Genomic DNA, 249 nt, shown 5'->3' with positions numbered 1-249 from the left:
AAACCAGGCAAAGCACGTCAGTTAAACTATTTTGGACAAATCGCTGTAGACGATGCCCATCATGTCATTACAGGCGCATGTTCAGATTTTGCAGACAAACGCGACAGTCAGTGTTTAGAACAAATTGTAGAACTTACCGAAGAAAACCTAAACGAAAACAACATTGAACTCCAAGAACTCCTAGCTGATGGTGGTTATAGCAGCGGCGAAGCCTTAGCCTATTTACACCAAAAAAATATCAATGCCTAC

General features: G+C 41.4%; 1 pseudogene. It reads left to right on the top strand.

Annotated features, from left to right (window positions below):
- Positions 1-249: pseudogene (locus tag IAI56_RS16035) on the top strand (IS1182 family transposase); the annotation flags it as partial.

Origin of the sequence: Flavobacterium macrobrachii (genome assembly GCF_014486675.1) — a bacterium.
In the GTDB taxonomy this organism is placed as follows: domain Bacteria; phylum Bacteroidota; class Bacteroidia; order Flavobacteriales; family Flavobacteriaceae; genus Flavobacterium; species Flavobacterium macrobrachii.
This window is presented reverse-complemented; position numbering and strand designations above follow the sequence as displayed.